Below are 18790 nucleotides of genomic sequence, written 5' to 3'. Positions count from 1 at the left end.
CCGCGTCTAGCCTTCGGCTTCGATCTCGTCGAGGAAGGTCAGAAGATGGTCTCGCACCAGCGTATAGGAGGGGCCGCCGCCGAACTCGACGCCGACGGCCGCCGCCTCGATGACCTGCTGGCGGGTGGCGCCGGCGGCCATGGCGTTGGCGACGTGGACGGCCAGCGACGAGGACGACGCGAGGGCGACCGAGCAGGCGATGGCCGCCAGTTCCTTTTCGCGGGTATCGAGGGCGCCCGGCGCGTAATAGCGCTCGACCATCTCGCGGAAGCCGGCGAACAGGTCGGGGGCCTCGTGCTTCAGCCGTTCGCTGGCGCGGCGGCGATCCTGGAGGATCTGTTTGGCACTGATGGTCATGGACGGCTCTCCCGCTTGTGAATGGGGGTCGGCGCGACGGTCGCCCGGCCCGGCCCGCGAAGTCTAGCGCGCCTGGGACAGAGGGTCGACTCCGGGAAGAAAAACGGGCGCCCCTTGGGGCGCCCGTCGCTTTGGCGAGGCGCTGGAACGGGGTCTCAGTCCGTGCCGAGGATCTGGTCGATCCGGGCCTGGGTCAGGCCGACCTTGGCGGCCGTGCGCAGGATGTCCTCCCAGGCGCCGCCGGCCATGGGGACGCCGTTGGCCAGTCGGTCCTTGCGGGCCAGCCGCTCGGGGTCGCCGGGGACCAGCACCTGGCCGCCCTCCTTCTCGGGCTTCGCGCTGACGAAGAAGTCGATGTAGCTCTTGATCTCGGCGGCGAACCCGCCGCCGGCGTTAAACGCGGCGACGTCGAGGAAGATGGCCAGCATGTTGTTGGCGTACGGGCGCGGCAGCGGCCCCGAGCAGCCGGCGCCGGTAAGCGCGCCGGCCAGCAGTTCGGTGACGAAGGCGAGGCCCGAGCCCTTGTGGTCGCCCAGCGCGCGCAGGGCGCCCGGCCCGTCCATCGGGTTGGCCACCGCGCCCGGCGCCACCTCGCCGTACAGCAGCGCGGGGTCGTTGGAGCGCTTGCCGTCGGGGCCGATCAGGACGTCGGCGGGCAGCGGCTTGCCGCCTTGCAGGGTCACCAGCGCCTTGCCCTCGGCGACCGCCGAGGTGGCGAAATCGAGGATGACCGGGTCGCGCCCGGCGACCGGCAGGCCGACGGCGACCGGCGCCGTCGACATGCGCCGCTCGGTACCGGCGAAAGGGGCCACCAGCAGGCTGGAGCGGACATTGACGAAGCCGATGAACACCACGTTCTCGGCCGCCGCCATTTCGGCCCATGTGCCGATGCGACCCATGTGCCCCGAATTGCGAAGCGCCACCACCGCGACGCCGCTTTTTTTCGCCTTGTCGATGCCGATGCGGGTGGCCTCCTTGCCGATGATCTGGCCGAATCCGTTGTGGCCGTCGGCGATGACGATGGTGTCCGTCTCGCTGACGATGGAAAGGCGGTGGCCGGGAAACACCCGGCTGCCGATCCAAGACACGTAGCGGCCGGTGCGGATGACGCCGTGGCTGTCGTGGCCGGTGAGGTTGCCGTCCATCATGTAGTGGGCGACCTGCCGGGCTTCCTCCTTCTCGCAGCCTGCGGCCTGGAAGATGGCGGCGACGAGCCGCTCCAGCGCGGCGGCCTGGACGATGACCCCGCCCTTCTCGATTGTCTTCACGTGCGACATCTTGGTTTCGGCTCCTCTGTGTGCGTGGATCGGCATCTTTGTCCATGCCGCGGGTCGTGGTCGGGGGTCGTGGTGCGGTCCAGATTGGGTCGTGCGGCATCGGGACGATGCCGGGGAAGGTGCGCACCGGTCGAGCGCGGAAAAAGCTTTCCCGGCGCGCCGAAAATTGTCAACAATTTTGTCGACCCCGGGGCGGCGGCGATTGACATTCGACGGCGCGACTGCGACCTGTTGGGGCGCGGCGGCGGCCGGCCGCCGAGAGGCAGGGAAGGGGGAAGGCGGCATGGGCGAGACGTGCTATCGGGCGGAAGATCTCCGGACCTTCGCGGCGCGGCTGCTGGAGCGGGCCGGATTGGCCGCCGGGCGCGCCGCCGCGGTGGCCGACATCCTGGTCGAGGGCGACCTGATGGGCAAGACCACCCACGGCTTGCAGCTGATGGCGCCGTACCTGAAGGAGGCGCGCGGCGGCGGCATGACGCTGGCGGGCGAACCCGATGTCGTCGCCGACGCCGAGGGCGTGTTCACCTGGGACGGCAACTATCTGCCCGGGCCGTGGCTGGTGCGGGAGGCGATGGCCGAGGCCGAACGCCGGGTCCGCCGCCACGGCGCCGTCACGGCGGTGATCCGCCGCTGCCACCATATCGGCGCCTTGCAGGCCTATCTGCGGCGGGCCACGGAACAGAACCTGATGATGATCCTGATGGCGTCCGACCCGCGCGAAGACAGCGTCGCCCCGCATGGCGGCCTGGCGCCCTGCTACAGCCCCAATCCGATCGCCGTCGGCATTCCGACCGACGGCGCGCCGATCCTGATCGACGTCAGCCTGTCGACCACCGCCAACGGCGTCGTCAACCGGGCCCGCGCCGAGGGAAGAAAGCTTCCCGGGCCGTGGCTCAAGGACGCCCAGGGGCGGCCGAGCGACGATCCCAACGTGCGTTTCACCGAGCCGCCGGGCGCCCTTTACCCGCTGGGCGGCGCCGACCTCGGCTACAAGGGCTTCGGTTTGGGGTTGATGGTCGAGGCGCTGACGGCGGCGCTGGGCGGCTACGGCCGGGCCGACCGGCCGACCACCTGGGGGGCCTCGGTCTTTCTCCAGCTCATCGATCCGGCCCGCTTCGGCGGCGCCGAGGCGTTCCGGCGCGAGACCGGCTTCCTGGCCGATCTCTGCCGGTCCTCGCCGGTGGCGGCCGGCGACCCGCCGGTGCAGATGCCGGGCGACGGCGCCTTGCGCCGGCGGGCCGAGCAACTGGCGACGGGGGTGCGCCTCTATCCGGGGATCATGGAGATGCTGACGGAACGCGGTGCCGAACTGGGCGTGCAACCGCCGGCGCCGATCGCCTAGGGCGTCAAAAAGAAGGGCAGGGAGGGATTCGATGAAAATCAAGGAAGTGAACAGCTACGTCCTGCAATACGACCTCGACGAGGAACTGGGCTATTCCCAGCAATACTACGCCAAGCGCACCGCCCACATCGTCGAGGTGATCACCGACGAGGGCATCAAGGGCTATGGCGAGGCCTTCGGCGGCGGCGGCGTCGCCTTCGGCAACAAGGCCATCGTCGAGAAGACCATCGGCCCGATGATCCTCGGCATGGACCCGCTGGATTGCGAGGTCATCTGGCACAAGGTCTATAACCTTTTGCGCGATCACGGCCAGAAGGGCATGCCGCTGCAGGCCCTTTCCGGCATCGACATGGCGCTGTGGGATATCGCCGGCAAGTTCTATGGCCAGCCGGTCTACAAGCTGTTGGGCGGCGCCTTCCGCGAGCGCATCGAGGTCTACGGCTACGGCATGATGTTGCAGCGGGTGCCCGATCTGAAGGAGCGTTTCGCGCGGGAAAGCGCCGCCATCGCGGCCAAGGGCTTCACCGCCACCAAGATGAAGATCGGCCTGGGGCCGAAAGAGGACCTGGCGCTGGTGGAAACCGTGCGCCGGGCCATCGGCGACGACATCAAGCTGATGGTCGACGCCAACCATGCCTATACGGCGAGAGAGGCCATCCCGCTGGGCCGCGAACTGGAAAAGTTGGGCGTCTATTGGTTCGAGGAGCCGGTGGCGCCCGAGGACCGGCAGGGCTATCGCGACGTCTGCCTGGCGCTCGACATGAACGTCGCCGGCGGCGAGGCGGAATTCACCCGCTGGGGCTTCCGCGACCTGATCGAGGGGCGCTGCGTCGACGTCCTGCAGCCCGAGGTGTGCGGGCTGGGCGGCATCACCGAATACCGCAAGGTGCTGGCGCTCGCCCACACCCACTTCGTGCCGGTGGTCAACCATGTGTGGGGATCGGCCGTGGCGGTGGCCGCCAACCTGCATCTGCTGGCGGCGCTGCCCGACCTGCCGGGCGGGGCGCATCCCGTCCAGCCGCTGCTGGAATACGACACCACGCCCAATCGCTTCCGCGAGGAACTGCTGGCCGAGCCGCTCGACGTGCTGGGACGGGTGGAACGGGAAGGCGGCACCATCGGCCTGCCCAAAGGGCCGGGCTTCGGCTTCGAGATCGACTGGGACTTCGTGCGCCGCTTCCGGGTCGCCTGATCATATTTCGGGGACACCATACTTAATTAATCTTAATTAAGTATGGTGTCCCCGAAATAAGGGGCCCCCGCGTGGGAGCCCCTTCTTCCGTCCGTCGACCGTTGCCTCGGTCGGGGATCTGCCGGCGCCGGATGGCTAAGTGGCCCTGCCGGCGATCCCCAATCCGTCGACCGATGGATTCGCTTGCCGGGCCCGCACCGGGCTGACCTTGTAGATCATCGCCGCCGCGACGATGCAGGCGACGCCGGTAATGGTGAAGGCGACCGGGAAGTTGCCCATGTCGCCCAGCATGCCGCCGAGGATCGGCCCGACGATGCCGCCCACGCCGTAGGCCAGGAAGACGTAAGGATAGTTCTGGCCGACGGTCTCGGTGCCGAAGGTGTCGGCGGTCATCGTCGGGAACAGCGCGAAGTTGCCCCCGAAGTTGAAGCCGATCAGCATGGCGCCGAGATAGAGCAGGTATTCCTGGCCCGCCATGAACGGGAAGGCCAGCAGGATCAGTCCCTGGGTTCCCGCCATGATCAGGATGGACCGCCGGCGTCCCAGCCAGTCGCTGAAGGTGCCCCACATGATGCGGCCGATGCCGTTGGCCAGGCTGAAAAAGACGGCCATGGCGGTGCCGGCGATGGCGCTGGCTTCCGCCTGGCTGATGCCGGTCGCCTGCAGGGCCTCCATCGGGTAGAGCTTCATCAGGCCGATCGACATCAGGCCGGCTCCGGCGCTGATGGTATAGGTCAGGAAGATCAGGTAGAACTGCGGCGTCGCCAGCATCGCGCGGCTGGTGAACGGCACGGTGCCGTTGGTGGCGCCGGCCGAAGCCTGCGGCACGACATAGCCTTCGGGCTTCCAACCGGGCGGCGGGAAGACCATCCAGATGCCGCCGATCAGGACCAGCCCGGCGAAAACGACGCCGTAGACGATGAAGGTCGTCGACAGGCCATAGTTGGCGAGCAGGTGGCCCCATTCGCCGGCCAGTTTGACCCAGGCCATGGCGCCGAAGCCGAAACCGGCCACGGCAAGGCCCGTGATCATGCCCTTCTTGTCCGGGAACCAGCGCATGCCGACCGCGATCGGCACCACGTAACCCAGCCCGATGCCGGCGCCGCCCAGAAGGCCGATCAGCAGATTGACCGACCAGAAATGGGTGCCGCCGAACAGGCCGGCCAGGACGTAGCTGACGCCCAGCACGACGCCGCCGGTACAGGCCAGCTTGCGCGGCCCCCAGTCGGACAGGCGACGGCCGGCCCACACCATGACCACGGCAAAACTGGCCAGGCCGAGCGAGAAGACGACCTGGGTTTCAAGATTGGTCCACCCCGCCGCCTTGAGCGGGGGGGTAAAAACAGACCACGCGTAAATCGCACCCAGACTGAGCTGGATCAATATGGCCCCTAGGACCACAAGCCAGCGGTTCATCGTTTTATTTTCCGCCATGCGGATATTCCCCTCAGGTTAGTCCAAGAACGTGTCCTCCTCACACGCATTGCATGGCGCGGTGGCAAGCCGGGCCATGGTCACAAACGGTGACGCAAAGAGTTCAGAGGACGGTACGGAGAGGCGTGGGTGTTCTTGGAGCAATGGACGTTTCCTCCACGCGGTCGGACCGGCGAGGCCGGCCCCACTTTCCGCATTGTGGTTTTACGTCAACCCCCGGTCGAAATCAACGAACATCGGACTGCGCGAATGGCGAAAAATTGCCGGGATGCGCCGTTTCGCGGGCATAAAACGCGCCGCTATTGGCAGTTCACATACGAGTTGGCGAGATGTATCGTGAAAAACAGCCCGGCAACGAGGCACCATCGGACGCCGCACCAAAAAGGGGAGCGGGCGGCATGCCGGTGACGCCGGGTTGTGGAATGGGGGTTTCCGTATCGGGAATTCCGTGCGGCGAGGCATAGGGTAGGCGACGGAAGGGACACATAAATGCCCATCAAGAAGATTTTGATCGCGGTTCGCGGTTCGGAAACGTCGCGATCCACGATCGGAACCGGTCTGTTGCTGGCGGCGACGTTGAAGGCGCACGCCGAGGTGCTGCACGTGCTGGCCGATCCGCTTCATGCGGTGCCGGCCTTCGGCGACGGCATGACCGGCCGGATGGCCGACCAGCTGGTATCGATTTCCGAGAAGGACGTGGCGGAACGGGCCAAGCTGGCCCGCAGGATGTTCGACCAATACTGCACCGGCCACCAGGTGCCGGTCGTGACCGGCAAGCCGCCGGCCGGCGAGTTTTCGGCGGCGTGGCTGGAAAAGGTCGGCTACGCCGACGCGCTGATGCGCCGCCGCGGCCGCCTGGCCGACATGATCGTGCTCGGCAAGCCGACGTTCAAGCCCCGGCTGGCCACCAGCATGACCGCCCAGGCCGGACTGTTCGAAACCGGCCGGCCGGTTCTCATCGCGCCGCCGGAAACCCCGAAGGGCGACATCGGCCGCAACATCGCCATCGCCTGGAACGGCAGCGCCGAGGCGTCGCGCGCGGTGGCCGCCGCGACCAACTTCTTCGGCGCCGCCGAAAAGGTCACGGTGCTGACCGCCGAGAGCGAACGCACCCCGGCCGAGGCCGCCCAGGAACTGGCGGACTATCTGTCGCTCCATGGCGTTCGCGCCGAAACGCGGATTTTCGCCCACATGGCCGACAAGCCGTTGGGCGGCGCCGCGCTGCTGAAGGCCTGCGACGACGTCGGGGCGGATCTCCTGGTCATGGGCGCCTTCATCGCCGGCGGCTTCCGCGAGTTGATCATGGGCAACGCGACCCAGCAGGTGCTGAGCGAGGCGACGATCCCGGTCCTGATGGGGCACTAGGTGAAAACGCGGCCGTTTCCGGCGTTTGATGGGGCATTCGGCGGGGCCCGCCGCTGTCTGCACGGGAAAACCGTGCTTGACTGTCGGGCCCAACGGATTTAGCTGATCGGTCGCGACGCCGGCTAGGACGGGGATGATCGCCGGCGATACGAGAGAGGCAGGGGCGCCGAGCCGTCGGGATGACGGACGTTCGACATCACCCCGGCGGGCACGAGGATTGCGGCGCGCATGCGTCTTCCTTGTTTCCACCCCTCAGGTCGCATGGGTCCCGGACCGGCTTCGCCGATCATGATTCGCCCGAGAGGCGAAAGGCGTTGTGACATGCATTTGACCGGACCGCCCGTTTGCGGGCTTCGTCCTTCTACCCGCCAGGCCCTCGTTCCCGACGAATGAAGGCCGACGGAATGGGGGGCCGTGTCTTCCGAGGCCCCGCCCGCTGTTCATAATTTTGCGTCCGCGCCCCGCCGGGCAACGCGGGCCGAGTTTGCGAATGGAAATAGAAACATGCGGATCACGAGTATCGCTTCCGGGCTTCGTTTCGACAACCTGAGGGGCGATCTGTTCGGCGGCGTCACCGCCGCCATCATTGCCCTGCCTCTTGCGCTCGCCTTCGGCGTGGCGTCGGGGGCCGGGCCGATGGCCGGGCTTTACGGCGCCATCTTCGTCGGCTTCTTCGCCTCGTTGTTCGGTGGTACTCCGACCCAGGTTTCGGGGCCGACCGGGCCGATGACGGTGGTGATGGCGATCGTCATCACCCAGTACGCCCATGAGCCGGCGATGGCGTTCACCGTCGTCATGATGGGGGGGCTTTTCCAGATCCTCTTCGGCGTTCTCAGGATCGGCCGCATGGTCAGCCTGGTGCCCTTCACCGTGGTCTCGGGCTTCATGAGCGGCATCGGCGTCATCATCATCATCCTGCAGCTTGGCCCGCTGGTCGGCCATGCCTCGCCGCAGGGCGGCATCATGGCGGCGGTCGTGGCGCTCCCCGATTTCTACGCGCATCCCAACTGGCACGCGCTGGCGGTCGGCGGCCTGACCGTGGCGATGGTCTATCTGATGCCGAAGCGGATCAGCCGCATCCTGCCGGCGCCCCTGCTGGCCCTGGCCGTTGGCTCGGTGCTGGTGCTGTGGGTATTGACCGGGGCACCGGTACTGGGCGAAATCCCGACGGGAGCGCCGACGCCCCATCTGCCCACCCTCGAATGGGCGGCGCTCCCCCAGATGCTTTCCTCGGCCCTCGTGCTGGCCCTGTTGGGATCGATCGACACCCTGCTTACTTCGCTGGTTGCCGACAGCATGACGCGAACCCTTCACCAATCGAACCGCGAACTGATCGCCCAGGGGATCGGCAACATGGCGGCCGGGTTGTTCGGCGGCATTCCGGGCGCCGGCGCCACCATGCGCACGGTGGTCAACATCCGCTCGGGCGGCAAGACCGGGCTGTCCGGCGTCATTCATGCGCTGCTGCTGCTGGCCATCATTCTGGGGCTGGGGCCGCTGGCCAGCGCCATTCCGCATGCCGTCCTGGCCGGCATCCTGATCAAAGTCGGGATCGACATCATCGACTGGCGGTACCTGACCCACATCCGCTACGCCCCGCGGCCGGGCGTCGCCATCATGTTCCTGGTGTTCGGGCTGACCGTCTTCGTCGACCTGATCCTGGCGGTGGGGGTCGGCATGGTCGCCGCCAGCCTGCTGTTCGTCAAGCGCATGGCCGATCTGCAGATCGCCCACACGCATGCCCGCAACGCTTCCCAGGAGGCCCTTCTGCACGAAGAGGAAGCGAAGATCCTGGCCCGCGACGCCGACAACATCATCCTCTACCACCTGAGCGGCCCGGTCAGCTTCGGCGGCGGCAAGGGCATGATGCAGGGCCTCGCCCTCGGCGGCGGCCACAAGGTGGTCGTTCTCGACTTCTCGGACGTGACGCTGATCGACACCTCGGGAGCCTTCGCCATCGAGGACCTGTTGATCCGCGCCCACTCGGGCAACCAGCACGTCCTCATCGCCGGCTTGAAGCCGCAAGGCAGAAAGGTGATGGCGGGGCTGGGAATCCTCAAGCTGGTTCCGGCCGAGCATATCCTGGGCACGCGCCTCGAAGCCGTCCGCTACGCGGCCGCCATGGTCGCTTCCGGCGAGATCGAGAAACCCGCCGCCTGAGACCCGGACGGACCTACGCCAATTGCCGCCGGGGAGGCGCCGTCAAGGCGCCGTCCCGGCGGTGGCGTTTTCGCGGGGGCGGCTCGGACTGGATGGAAATGCGTCAGCCTTCGTCGACGCCGAGCAGGTCGGCGTTGAGCTGGCCCATGGCGAGCAACAGCTGGAAGATGGCGATCTGCTCGTCGTAGGAAGCCTGGACGAAATTGATGCGGGCGTTGAAGATCTCGTTCTCGGCGTCGAGCACGTTGATCACGGTTTCCTTGCCGGCCTCGCGCAGCTTCTGGCGGGCGTCGAACACCTCGGCGGCGATGTTGACCGCATTCTCCAGCAGTTCGACGCGCTGGCGGGCGGTCAGCAGGGCCTGCCAGGACACCCGCGCCTGTTCGACGACGCGCCTGGCCGTCAGTTCCTGGACATCCTTCTTGGCGCCATAGTCGTACGCGGCCTGGGTGGTCTTGGACGAGGTGGTGAGGCCGCTGAACAGATCCCATGAGGCTTGCAGCAGGACCTGATAGTCGCGCTTGACGCCGACCAGGGCGTCGACGTTCTTCTCGAGGTTCCATTTGCCGACCAGGTCGACCGACGGCATGTATTCGGACAGCGTGCGGTCCTTTTGTTCGCGCGCCACCGCCACGCTGGCCATGCTGTTGACCACCGCCGGATTGGCGTCGAGCGCGACGTCGAGGGCCCGCTCCAGGCTTTCGGGGATGAGCTGCACCGGGGCGGGCGGATCGTTCATCTCGTCGAGGTCGGGGGCGTGGTTGAAGACGCGCACGTAGCGGCTGATGGCGTCTTCCAGGCCGCCCTCGAAGGTGACCCGCCGCTCCTTGGCGATTTGCAGGCGCGACTTGGCCTGCAGAACGTCGACCGCGATGCCGGCGCCGCGCTGCACGCGTTCGTCCTCGAGGTTGAGCTGGGTCTGGATGTTCCCTTCGTTGCTGGCGGCAAGTTCGATCAGCCGGCGCTGGCGCATCACCGACAGGTAGGTGCGGATGCCCTCGAGCAGGGTGTTCTGGCGGGTGCCCTCCAGCGAGACGCGGGCAATCTCGGCGTTCAGCTCGGCGATCTGCACGCCCGTCGTCGTCGAGAAGCCGTTGAACAGGTTCTGGGTGATGGTGAGGGTGGCGCTGTCGCGCATTCTTGCGTAGGGCTCGCCGCCGGGCGCCGCCCGCTGCGACGGGCCGTCGAGGTTCTGGTGGCCGGTGTCGCCGGTCAGCTTGACGCGCGGCAGGTATTCGGCCCGGATCTGGCTGACGCCCTCGCGCGACGAACCGACCGCCTTTTCGGCGGCCAGGATATCGGGATGCGAAACGAGAAGGCCGCGCAGTTCGTCCTTCAGCGGATTGGCGAGCGCCAAGCCCGCGGCGCAAAGGCAGGCACCGAACGCGATCCCCGCACAGGCATTGGTCAAGGGTCTGGACGTCACTTCGGGCTCCCAACCTGCCGGCATTATGCCACCGGCCTGATTAACGTTTGGTGTATGGACCGGGGCGTCCCCGATTCTGCACTCAAACCAGGCACACACACGAAAAGAACGGCGCGGTGCGAAAAAAAACGCCATCACCCCTATCGACCGCGCGCCGTGCAATCTACCGCGTCCAGGGCATATTTCCAAAGGGTTTCCGCGGCTTGCGCGGTCATCGACACGGCGGGCTTCCGGCAGCCGGTGCCGGCGCCTCGGCGGAAATTGACCTTGACCGGAAGGGGAGTGGGGGGTGACTGTCGTGGGAATTGCAGGATCGAATTTCGGGGGAACGTTTTTTTAAACAGGGGAGAAGCCAGATGACGATGTTGCGACTAGCGGCCGCGACCGCGGCCCTGACGTTCGCCACCGGCGTGGCGGTGGCGGAAACGTGGGACATGCCGACGCCCTATCCGGATTCCACGTTCCACACGGTCAACATCAAGCATTTCGCCGAAGACGTGAAGGCGGCCACCAAGGGCAAGCTGGACATCAAGGTGCACAGCGCCGGGTCGCTGTTCAAGCATCCCGAAATCAAGAACGCGGTGCGCGGCGGCCAGGTGCCGATCGGCGAATTCTTCATTTCCTTACTGGACAACGAGAACGCGGTCTTCGGCGTCGATGCCGTGCCGTTCCTCGCCACCGACTACGCCAGCGCCAAGAAGCTGTGGGCGGCGGCGCGTCCGGCGACCGAGAAGCTTCTGGACCAGCAGGGCATCGCCATTCTGTTCGCCGTGCCGTGGCCGCCGCAGGGGCTCTACACCAAGCGGGCGATCAACAGCATGGACGACCTCAAAGGCCTGAAATTCCGGGCCAACAACCCGGCGGGCACGCGCCTGGCCGAACTGGCCGGCATGGTGCCGACCCAGATCGAGGTGCCGGACATTCCGCAAGCCTTCGCCACCGGGCGCGTCGACGCCATGATCACCTCGCCCTCCACCGGCGCCGAATCGAAGTCGTGGGATTACCTGTCCCACTACTACCATACCCAGGCGTGGGTGCCGAAGAACGTCATCGTCGTCAACAAGCGCGCCTTCCAGCGCCTCGACAAGGACACCCAGAAGGCCGTTCAGGATGCCGCCAAGACGGCCGAGGAGCGCGGCTGGACGATGAGCATGGCGGAAACCGACGCCAAGCTGAAGATCCTGCGCGACAACAAGATGTCGGTGAACGACCCCAACGCCGCCCTCAAGAAGGGCCTCCAGACGATCGGCGAGAAGATGACCGCCGAATGGCTCAAGAGGGCCGGCGCCGACGGCGAGGCCATCGTCAAGGCCTATCGGAAATAGCGACGGGCGGGGGCCGGCCTTCCGCCGGCCCCCCGTTTCCGGACAAGCATGCGCAAAATCCTCGATCATCTCTATCGCGGCAGCGGCGTCGTCGCGGCCGTGTTCCTGGCGGCCATCTGCGTGGTGGTGCTGCTGCAGGTCGGCGCCAACGTCATCGATGCCCTCGCCAGTTGGCTGTTGGGCCATTCGTTCGGGCTGGTGGTGCCGTCCTACGCCGAGTTCGCCGGCTTCTTCCTGGCCGGCACCTCGTTCCTGGCGCTCGCCTACACGCTGCGCTGCGGCGCCCACATCCGCGTCTCGATGATCATCCAGACCCTGAGCACGGCCCAGCGCCGTTTCGTCGAGATCTGGTGCGCCGGCCTGGGGGCCGTGCTGTCGGCGTACTTTGCGGTCTATACCGTCGGCCTGGTCGTCGAATCCATCGAGTTCGGGGACGTGTCGCCCGGCATGGTCGCGCTTCCGCTGTGGATTCCGCAGGTCCCGATGGCCATCGGGCTGATCGTGCTGACCGTCGCGCTCGTCGACGAATTCTTCGAGGCGCTGGCCGGGCGCGAGCCGTCCTATGTCCATGGCCGCTTCGCCGGCGGCGATGCCGGCGCCGGCGATGACGTCTCGGTACCGATGGAGTAGGCCATGGAACAGATCGGTCTTTCCATCGCCCTTATCGTCGCCCTCTTCACGCTGCTCGGCAGCGGCCTCTGGGTGGCGCTCTCGCTGCTGGGCATCGCGCTGTTCGCCATGATGGCGTTCACCAACGCGCCGACCGGGCTGGTGCTCGCCACCACCACCTGGGGATCGAGCAATTCCTGGGCCCTGGCGTCGCTGCCGCTGTTCATCTGGATGGGCGAGATCCTGTTCCGCTCGCGCCTGTCGGAAGACATGTTCGCCGGCCTGGCGCCATGGCTGAACCGGCTGCCCGGGCGGCTGCTCCACGTCAACGTGCTGGGCTGCGGCGTCTTCGCCGCGGTGTCGGGCTCGTCGGCGGCCACCGCGGCGACCATCGGCAAGATGTCGATCCCCGAGCTCGACCGCCACGGCTATCCGCCGATCATGAGCATCGGCACGCTGGCGGGGTCGGGGACGCTGGGTCTTCTCATTCCGCCGTCGATCATCCTCATCGTCTATGGCGTGGCCACCGAGGAATCGATCGCCCGGCTTTTCATCGCCGGCGTTCTGCCCGGCCTCCTGCTGGTCGCCCTCTTCATGGGCTACGTGATCGCGTGGTCGCTGATCTATCCCGCCCGGATCCCGCCGGCCCAGGACGACATGACGTTCGCCGAGCGGTTTCACCAGACGCGCCGCCTGATCCCGATCCTGTTGCTGATCGCCGGCGTCATCGGCTCGATCTACCTCGGCATCGCCTCGCCGACCGACGCGGCGGCGGTGGGCGTGCTGCTGTCCCTCGTTCTTTCCTGGGGATCGGGGACGCTGACGTGGAAAACCCTTGCCGACAGCCTGATGGGCGCCACCCGCACCTCGTGCATGATCGCCTTCATCCTGGCCGGCGCCGCCTTCCTGACGGTGGCCATGGGCTTCACCGGCATCCCGCGCCTGCTGGCCGAATGGATCGGTTCCCTGGGGCTTTCCCCGGTCATGCTGATCGCGGCCTTGACCGTCTTTTTCATCGTGCTCGGCTGTTTCCTCGACGGCATTTCGGTGGTGGTGCTGACCACGGCGGTGATCCTGCCGATGATCGAGCAGGCGGGGATCGACAAGATCTGGTTCGGCATCTATGTCGTGCTGGTGGTCGAGATGGCCCAGATCACGCCGCCGGTCGGCTTCAACCTGTTCGTGCTGCAGGGCCTGACCGGGCGCAACATCCTTTACGTCGCCAAGGCCGCGCTGCCCTTCTTCTTCCTGCTGCTGCTGGCGGTCGTGCTGATCGTCGTGTTCCCCGAAATCGCCACCTATCTGCCCCAGCGCATGTCCGAGCGCTAGGCGGGCCGGGCGGAACCGTCGAGTCCTTGGCAGGGGGGGCCGGCCATCCCATTTATGCGATGATGTTCAGGAAGATGCTTCTCGCCTTGATGATTGTCGTTGCCGCCGCAGTGGCGGCCCTTCTTTACGCGGGAATTCAGCGGACAATGGCGCAGGATTGGCGAACGGCCAGCCGGGAACCCACCGGGATCGCCCCCGACCCGGCGGTGACGCGCGAGGCGGTGGCCCAGGTCTACGCGGCGCGCACTTTCGGCTGGCGCGGCGCCCTGGGCGTCCATACCTGGATCGCGGTGAAACATACCGACGCGCCGGCCTTCACCGTTTACGAGGTGGTCGGCTGGCGGGCAATGCGCGGCATGTCGGCGGTTTCCATCAGCAACCGCCCGCCGGATGGCCGGTGGTTCGGCTCCGCTCCCGAGATCCTGGCCGACATCCGGGGCGAAGGGGTGGACGCCATGATCGACGAGATCGACCGCGCCGCCAAGGAATACCCGTATCCCAACGAGTACCGGGTGTGGCCCGGCCCCAACAGCAACACGTTCATCGCCTATCTCGCCCGGCGGGTGCCGGCCTTCAAGCTGGACCTGCCGCCCACCGCCATCGGCAAGGACTACCTGCCGAACGGCGGCATCGTCGCCCAGCCGCCCGGCGGCAAGGGAGTGCAGGTTTCTCTGTTCGGCCTCCTCGGCTTCCTGGTGGGGCCGGAGGAGGGGCTGGAGATCAACATCCTCGGCCTGACCTTCGGGGTCGATCCGATGGGCCTGGCGCTCAAGCTGCCGGCCATCGGCCGCGTCGGCTGGCCCACCGCCACCGCCACCGCCAACGCCAACGCCAACGCCAGCGGCGGCTGAACGCTTTTCTCCTTTTCCCGACACGGCGCCTTGCGTCGCCGCGGCCAACCGCTATTTTGGGGGCCGCCGGCCGGTTCGCCGGCGCGGCGGGACGCGAAGGGAAGACCATGAGCATTTGGGGTAAGGTTCTGGGCGGTGTGGCCGGTTTCGCCCTGGGCGGGCCGCTGGGCGCCCTGATGGGAGCCTTCGCCGGCCACGTGATGGTCGACAAGAACCGCCAGGCCGGCCGGGCGCGGCTCGCGGGGGGCGGCGGCCCGTTCGGTGCCTTCGGCATCCCCGATCGCCAGGCCGCCTTCACGCTGGCCGTCATCGTGCTGGGCGCCAAGATGGCCAAGGCCGACGGCCAAGTGACGACCGACGAGATCCGCGCCTTCCGCGAGGTCTTCCACATTCCCCCCGAAGAGGCCGAGGCGGTGGGGCGGCTGTTCAACGAGGCCAAGCGGGACGCCACCGGCTTCGAGCCCTACGCCACCCAGATCGCCCAACTGTTCGCCCACGACCGCATGATGCTGGAGGAGTTGCTGGGCGGCCTCTTTCACATTGCGCGCGCCGGCGGCGGCGTCAATCAGGCCGAGCTTCAGTACCTGCGCCAGGTGGCCGACATCTTCGGCTTCGACGGCCGCGCCTTCGAGCGCATCCGCGCCACCCACATGGGCGGCGCCGTCGGCGCCGACGGCGACCCCTACGCCGTGCTGGGCCTGAAGCGCGACACCGCCGACGACGAGATCAAGCGCACCTACCGCAAGCTGATCCGCGAGCACCACCCCGACACCCTGATCGCCAAGGGGATGCCGCAGGAATTCATCGACCTCGCCACCCAGAAGATGGCCACCATCAACGCCGCCTACGACCGCGTCGCCAAGGAGCGGGGGTTGAGGTAGGGGCGGCCTTCTCCTTGACAGCCGTCCAATTCGTTGTGTATTATTACACACATGGATAGCCGCCAGATCATCAAAACTCTGGAGGCCGCCGGTTGGCAGCATAAACGCACGACCGGCAGCCATTGGCATTTTTGGCACCCGGCGCGCCGGGTTCTGGTGACGGTGCCCCACCCGAAACGCGATCTGCCGACAGGCACCGTCAAGGCCATCGAACGGCAGAGCGGACTGAAGCTGTTATCGAGGTAATCCGATGGTTTCCTACATCGCCTATCTGCGCAAGGAGAAGGGAAGCGACTACGGCGTCGAATTTCCCGACGTACCGGGCTGCGTGACGGCCGGCCGCACCCTCGAAGAGGCGAAGGCCAACGCGGCGGAAGCATTGGCCGGGCATATCGCCGTCCTTCAGGAGGAAGGGGAACCGGTGCCGGCACCTTCCACCCTCGACGGGCTGGCCGATGACCCTCACCGCAAGGACGCCGTCCTTTTCCTCGTCGATCTCGATCCCGGTCTGTTGAAGTCGGAACGGGTCAACGTGATGATCCCGCGCCATCTCTTGGGCCGCATCGACGCCGCCAGTGCCGGCAACCGCTCCCGCTTTCTGGTGGAGGCGGCGGAGAAGGCGCTGGCGAAGTAGGGCGAGCCTATTCCTGTGAATCCCGCTTCCGCGCCGGGCGGAAAAGGAAGTCGTGGATGCCCATGGCAAGCGCGACCATCCACGTCTTTCTTTCTTCACGCAAGGGCCAAAGCGGTAGACCTTCCCGCGCGAAGCCGACGCGGCGATCATGCCGTCCGCAGGAGGGTCGGAACCCTACCGCTTGAATTCCGGAAGGGTCCGGAATTCGTCCTTGGACAGCGTCGTTTGCAGTTTCACGGCGTCACCCGTGCCGATGGGCCGAAGCTGCGGCCACGACAGCACGACGTCATGGGTGCCGATGCCAAGCTGGCTGTCGATCGAGACGACGACCCAGCTGCCGGCCATGCCGTCGACCTCGCCGATGGTATCGCCCTGGGCGGTGACGACGTCCATGCCGATCGCCGAAGGCGGCGATACCGTATAGGGCGATGACGAAGGTTTCGCCATGGCGAGCGAATGCGCGCGCGGATCGGTGGACCCCGAAGGCATCCATTGGATGGGCTGGCTCGGCACCGCCGGAGCCGTCCAAAGCAGCGTGCTGGCCCCGCCGTCGGAGCCGGGTACCGCTTCGGCCGCCAGCGCGGCGCCGGTCACCGCAAGGGTCGCGGCGCCGAGGATCGTTGCGAACGTCGTGATCTTTTTCATGGTCGGTATCCTTTGTTGTGGTCCGGGAAATGGAATCGCCCCGCGCGGCCGGCCTGAAACGACCGCCGCCCCAAGCGCCATCGTCCGTCGATGATCCGCCATGACGTCGCGTTCCGTCCGGTACCGATGTGGGAGGCGCCGGAGCGCCGGTGCATGGCCGATGGATTTGATTATGGGGGCCGCCGATGGCCGGCGGCAGGCTCGGATTCTACTCAAACGGAGCGGCCTGAGTAGATTCCGAGCCTGCCGCCCCGTTTTTTCCACCGGGTATGCTTCCGCCGACTGGACCTTATGGGACGGAGCCCGACCATGGCCGACGCCGATCCGAAGACCGCCCGATCCCCCACGGCGGCCCCCAAGGCGGGTCGGCAGGCGAAGGGCGGCAACGTCTATAACCTGAAGGGCGAAAAACTCGACAGCGTCGACGACATCTGGATGGACAGGAACGGCGCCCGTCCGGTCAACCTGGGAAGCTTTCTCGACCGCGGCGGGGATTCCATCAGTTACCGCAAGCGGCCTTGAAGACTGTCTTCGAGGCGTCCCCCACGCCAGCGAAGACAGGAAACTAAGTCGTGGGTGGCCGGGTCAAGCCCGGCCATGACGGAATTGCTGATCGCCATGCCCGGACTTGTTCCCGGCATCCACGTCTTTTCCCCATTCCCGTTTCGGTCTAAAGTGCGATCAATACGCAATCGCATTTCAGGCCAAGGGGGGCATCATGACCAAGGCGGTTGGGACATTCATCGCGGCATTCCTTTTGCTTTCGCCGCTGGCCGGCAACGCCGCCGAGCGGGGAAGCGGGGCGGAGGCCAGGGCGCTGGTCGAGAAGGCGGTGGCCAAGATCAAGACGGACGGGCCCAAGGCCGCCTTCGCGGCGTTCGAGAGCAAGGACGGCGGCTTCGTGGATCGCGACCTCTACATCTTCGTCTTCGACTTCGAGGGGAAGGTTCTCTCGCACGGGGCCAGCAAGAACCTGATCGGCCAGAACCTCGTCACCCAGCAGATGAAGGACGCCGACGGCAAGGTGTTCGCCGACGAGTTCGTCGAGGTCGCCAAAACCAGGGGCGAGGGCTGGGTCGACTACAAGTGGGCCAATCCGGTGACCCAGGCGGTCGAGCCGAAGTCGAGCTTCGTGAAGAAGGTCGACGACACCATGCTTCTCGGGTGCGGCTTCTACAAGTAGGCCGCGCGGGACCGGCGCGGGGCGCGGGGAAAGGCGGCGGGCGTCGGGTGACGGTCGTCGCCCTTCCGTTTTATCGTTCCCGGCGCCACAATGCCGGCCATGAGCCTCTACCGCTCCCCCAACTTCGGGCCCCGCCCGGCCGACACGCCCATCGACATGCTGGTCATCCACTACACCGGTATGCCGACGGCCGAGGCGGCGCTGGCCCGGTTGTGCGATCCGGCCGCCCAGGTCGGCGCCCACTACGTGATCGACGAGGACGGCGCGGTGCACGCGCTGATCGACGAGGCGATGCGCGCCTGGCACGCCGGCGAAGCCTTCTGGCGGGGCGAGACCGACGTCAACGGCCGTTCCGTCGGCATCGAACTGGTCAATCCCGGCCACGAGTTCGGCTACCGCCCGTTTCCCGAGGCGCAGATGGCGGCCTTGATCGCGCTTTGCCGCGACATCGTCGCCCGCCATCCCATCCCGCCCGCCAACGTGGTCGGCCATTCCGACGTGGCGCCCCGGCGCAAGTCCGATCCGGGAGAGTTGTTCGACTGGCCGCGCCTGGCGGCGGCCGGCCTCGGCCGTTGGCCGGTGGGTACGGCGGCCGGGCGGGGGGAGGGCGATGCGGCCGGCCTGCTTGCCGCCGTCGGCTATGAGACGGTGGACCTGCAAAAGACGGTGATGGCCTTCCAGCGCCACTTCCGCCCGGCCCTTATCGACGGTATCCTGGATGGCGAAACCCTCGGCCGGCTGCGAATGCTGGCCGGAGACCCCGACGACAAGGGATGACGC

The 18790-nt window shown here is 67.0% G+C and carries 19 protein-coding genes; 14 read left to right on the top strand and 5 right to left on the bottom strand.

The genetic code is table 11. From position 1 onward, the window contains the following. Positions 1-6: 6 nt before the first annotated feature. Together ODR01_RS19355 and ODR01_RS19350 are read right to left on the bottom strand one after the other, a co-directional pair. Entirely contained in the window at positions 7-357 is a 351-nt protein-coding gene (locus ODR01_RS19355; protein ID WP_316979344.1) for a carboxymuconolactone decarboxylase family protein, read from the bottom strand. Positions 358-512: 155 nt separating this feature from the next. Further along, the gene (locus ODR01_RS19350; protein ID WP_316979343.1) at positions 513-1634 is read right to left on the bottom strand and encodes an Ldh family oxidoreductase; all 1122 of its coding nucleotides are present in this window, start codon (positions 1632-1634) and stop codon (positions 513-515) included. A 283-nt stretch (positions 1635-1917) separates the two neighbouring features. Between ODR01_RS19350 and ODR01_RS19345 the strand changes: the two genes are divergently transcribed. Continuing rightward, a complete protein-coding gene (locus ODR01_RS19345; RefSeq protein WP_316979342.1) occupies positions 1918-2976 on the top strand; it encodes an Ldh family oxidoreductase in 1059 nt (352 codons plus the stop codon). 31 nt (positions 2977-3007) lie between these two features. Next, positions 3008-4168 (top strand): mandelate racemase/muconate lactonizing enzyme family protein, encoded by a 1161-nt coding sequence (locus ODR01_RS19340; RefSeq protein WP_316979341.1) that lies wholly within the window; start codon positions 3008-3010, stop codon positions 4166-4168. Positions 4169-4303: 135 nt separating this feature from the next. On the opposite strand, the gene ODR01_RS19335 is transcribed toward ODR01_RS19340, so the two are convergent. Beyond that, the gene (locus ODR01_RS19335) at positions 4304-5584 is read right to left on the bottom strand and encodes an L-lactate MFS transporter (RefSeq protein WP_316979340.1); all 1281 of its coding nucleotides are present in this window, start codon (positions 5582-5584) and stop codon (positions 4304-4306) included. A gap of 507 nt (positions 5585-6091) precedes the next feature. Between ODR01_RS19335 and ODR01_RS19330 the strand changes: the two genes are divergently transcribed. Together ODR01_RS19330 and ODR01_RS19325 are read left to right on the top strand one after the other, a co-directional pair. Continuing rightward, entirely contained in the window at positions 6092-6967 is an 876-nt protein-coding gene (locus ODR01_RS19330) for a universal stress protein (RefSeq protein WP_316979339.1), read from the top strand. 504 nt (positions 6968-7471) lie between these two features. Next, positions 7472-9127 (top strand): SulP family inorganic anion transporter, encoded by a 1656-nt coding sequence (locus tag ODR01_RS19325; protein WP_316979338.1) that lies wholly within the window; start codon positions 7472-7474, stop codon positions 9125-9127. 103 nt (positions 9128-9230) lie between these two features. Here the strand turns inward: ODR01_RS19325 and ODR01_RS19320 are convergent, their stop codons facing one another. Beyond that, a complete protein-coding gene (locus ODR01_RS19320; protein WP_316979337.1) occupies positions 9231-10553 on the bottom strand; it encodes a TolC family outer membrane protein in 1323 nt (440 codons plus the stop codon). A 356-nt stretch (positions 10554-10909) separates the two neighbouring features. Here ODR01_RS19320 and ODR01_RS19315 point away from each other — a divergent pair, with 356 nt between their 5' ends. From ODR01_RS19315 to ODR01_RS19285, 7 genes are all read left to right on the top strand, one after another. Continuing rightward, entirely contained in the window at positions 10910-11878 is a 969-nt protein-coding gene (locus ODR01_RS19315) for a TRAP transporter substrate-binding protein (RefSeq protein ID WP_316979336.1), read from the top strand. 48 nt (positions 11879-11926) lie between these two features. After that, positions 11927-12508, top strand: coding sequence for a TRAP transporter small permease (locus tag ODR01_RS19310; protein WP_316979335.1), 582 nt, complete (start codon positions 11927-11929; stop codon positions 12506-12508). Between the two features lie 3 nt (positions 12509-12511). Beyond that, the gene (locus ODR01_RS19305) at positions 12512-13816 is read left to right on the top strand and encodes a TRAP transporter large permease (RefSeq protein ID WP_316979334.1); all 1305 of its coding nucleotides are present in this window, start codon (positions 12512-12514) and stop codon (positions 13814-13816) included. A gap of 89 nt (positions 13817-13905) precedes the next feature. Continuing rightward, positions 13906-14667, top strand: a complete 762-nt coding sequence (locus ODR01_RS19300; RefSeq protein WP_316979376.1) for a DUF3750 domain-containing protein — start codon at positions 13906-13908, stop codon at positions 14665-14667. Between the two features lie 107 nt (positions 14668-14774). Further along, the gene (locus ODR01_RS19295) at positions 14775-15548 is read left to right on the top strand and encodes a TerB family tellurite resistance protein (protein ID WP_316979333.1); all 774 of its coding nucleotides are present in this window, start codon (positions 14775-14777) and stop codon (positions 15546-15548) included. 51 nt (positions 15549-15599) lie between these two features. Beyond that, positions 15600-15794: a type II toxin-antitoxin system HicA family toxin gene (locus ODR01_RS19290; RefSeq protein ID WP_316979332.1), complete on the top strand. Its 195-nt coding sequence runs from the start codon at positions 15600-15602 to the stop codon at positions 15792-15794. A 4-nt stretch (positions 15795-15798) separates the two neighbouring features. Continuing rightward, positions 15799-16182, top strand: a complete 384-nt coding sequence (locus ODR01_RS19285; protein ID WP_316979331.1) for a type II toxin-antitoxin system HicB family antitoxin — start codon at positions 15799-15801, stop codon at positions 16180-16182. A gap of 174 nt (positions 16183-16356) precedes the next feature. Here ODR01_RS19285 and ODR01_RS19280 read toward each other — a convergent pair whose 3' ends face one another. Next, positions 16357-16827, bottom strand: a complete 471-nt coding sequence (locus tag ODR01_RS19280) for a hypothetical protein (RefSeq protein WP_316979330.1) — start codon at positions 16825-16827, stop codon at positions 16357-16359. 309 nt (positions 16828-17136) lie between these two features. Here ODR01_RS19280 and ODR01_RS19275 point away from each other — a divergent pair, with 309 nt between their 5' ends. The 3 genes from ODR01_RS19275 (at position 17137) to ODR01_RS19265 (ending at position 18787) form a co-directional block, all read left to right on the top strand. Then, complete coding sequence (locus tag ODR01_RS19275; RefSeq protein ID WP_316979329.1) at positions 17137-17349, top strand: hypothetical protein; 213 nt, start codon at positions 17137-17139, stop codon at positions 17347-17349. Between the two features lie 196 nt (positions 17350-17545). Then, positions 17546-18010 (top strand): cache domain-containing protein, encoded by a 465-nt coding sequence (locus tag ODR01_RS19270; RefSeq protein WP_316979328.1) that lies wholly within the window; start codon positions 17546-17548, stop codon positions 18008-18010. Positions 18011-18109: 99 nt separating this feature from the next. After that, on the top strand, positions 18110-18787 hold the full coding sequence (locus tag ODR01_RS19265) for an N-acetylmuramoyl-L-alanine amidase (protein WP_316979327.1): 678 nt from the start codon (positions 18110-18112) through the stop codon (positions 18785-18787). The last annotated feature ends 3 nt before the right edge of the window (positions 18788-18790 follow it).

It is taken from the genome of Shumkonia mesophila (genome assembly GCF_026163695.1).
GTDB lineage: Bacteria > Pseudomonadota > Alphaproteobacteria > Rhodospirillales > Shumkoniaceae > Shumkonia > Shumkonia mesophila.
Note: the sequence above shows the minus strand (reverse complement) of the source record. Positions and strands in the feature narration are given on the sequence as shown.